Annotated in this window: 1 pseudogene; it reads right to left on the minus strand. The window is 40.1% G+C overall.

Features of this window, described 5'->3' with window-relative positions:
- Positions 1 to 1,940, minus strand: a pseudogene (locus tag AOB46_RS22590) (DUF2723 domain-containing protein); the annotation flags it as partial.

The following is a 1,940-nucleotide window of genomic DNA, read 5'->3' on the forward strand; positions in this document are numbered from 1 at the left end:
TTACCCATCTGCTGAAGCTCTTTGATGAAAACATTGAATTTTTTATCAATAGGCTCTATGGATTTCACCAGATAAGCATATGCTTTTTCGTTCTGGCCAGTCTTTTTGTAAGCATCGGTAACAGCAGAAACTACAAGAGAATATTCCATTGGTTTTGTTCTCATCTGTCTTTTTACATACCGTTGATCGGCCTGATCCAGGCTTAGATAATAATCATATTCTTCAAAGATTCCTTTTTTAAGAATTTCAGCCAGCTGAAGACCTTTCTGTTCCTGGCCTGCAACGATATATCCGGTTACCATAGCACTTAATGAACGTGGATCGTTGTATTTCTCGGCAGGAATTTCTCTTGCTGCAAGGTCAAGAATTTCAATTGCTTTGGCCTTTTGCCCGCTTAAAGCCAATGCGGAGGCTGCCCTGCTTGCCGAAGTCCTGTAGCCCATAATATTAGATGTAGCCGATTCATCATAATGAATACGAAGGTCTTTGAAATTACCCCATCTGAAATTTTTCACCATGTTATAAAGGGAGTTCGCATCTGCTCTGCCCAAATCTCCGTCTGGAGCTTGTTTTGTATGAATAGGCACCAGTCTGTAGCTGAACCCGTCAAACTGAAGATATTCATCAAGGTAGAAAATATTTTCGCTGTCATAGATTCCTCCTGAAGAGAAGTTGATCGGACGTTTCCAGTCGAAAGTAGCCAAAAGATCAAGCATAATCAGGTTATTTTTATAAAGTGTATTCCCTTTGTAGGTGATCACGATCTGATCTACGGTTTCCGGAAGATCTGCCTGGGTAATGATTCCTGCTTTTACGGCATTTTCTTTATTTACCGGAAGGATAAATTTATTAACCGGAAGAATGTTGTACTTCTCATATTTTTCTTCCCCGAAATACATTTTCAGAAGCTCATCTTTTTCAGGAGATTTAAATCTGATAAATTCAATTGCTTCTTTCAGGGTAATGGAATCCTGTGTAAGATATTTTCTGAAGGTCTGGAATTCCGTATCAGGAACTCCCTGCTGTTGAAGCATGGAGAAAAATCCTTCCCAGTCCTCTTTTTTCATCAGATAAACCTGGTCATTTACTCCGTCCCTGTATTCATCATGAGTCAGCTGTGTTGGAATTCCCGCTGCGTTGTAGGTTCTTCTCTTTACCTGATCAATATTCCACGGGGTGGCCAGCAGGGTAAAATTGACGGTTTTCACATCATCCCTGAATCTTTCTGTTTCCTGGATTGCCCATACCGGGAAGGTATCATTATCCCCGTAAATAAAAATAATATCATCTTTGGGCAAAGATCTGAGAAAGGAATATGCAGAATCATAAGCTGCCGTTTTTTTACTGCGGTCATGTGATGTGTAATTCTGGAATCCCATCATGAAAGGAACTCCTAATAAAACAGTTCCTAAAACAACATTGGCTCCGTTGGATTTTATTTTAGACTGAAGGAACCATAAAATGGCTCCGGCTCCCATCCCGATCCAGATGGCAAAGGCATAGAACGAGCCTACCATGGCATAATCTCTTTCCCTTACTTCGAAAGGTTTTACCCCTGTATAAAAAACAATTCCCACACTTGTCAGGATAAACAGGGAAAGAAGGGCATAAAATCTACCGAAATCTCTGTTCAGCTGGAAAAAGAAACCAATTAATCCTAAAATTAACGGAAGGAAAAAGAATTTTACCGTGCTTTCGTTTTTAAATTTTGCAGGCATTTTGTCCTGATTTCCCACTAAAGCATTGTCTATAAAAGGAATTCCGGAGATCCAGTTTCCGTTGGTGATCTCCTTTTGTCCCTGAAGATCGTTCTGCCGTCCTACGAAGTTCCACATCAGGTATCGTACAAAATAATATCCGTTCTGGAAAGAAATGAAATAGTCAAGATTCTGGGCCAATGAAGGTTTCTGAACGTTGATCAGGTCGTATGGTTTTACTTT

Source organism: Chryseobacterium indologenes (genome assembly GCF_001295265.1).
Taxonomy (GTDB): Bacteria; Bacteroidota; Bacteroidia; order Flavobacteriales; family Weeksellaceae; genus Chryseobacterium; species Chryseobacterium indologenes_A.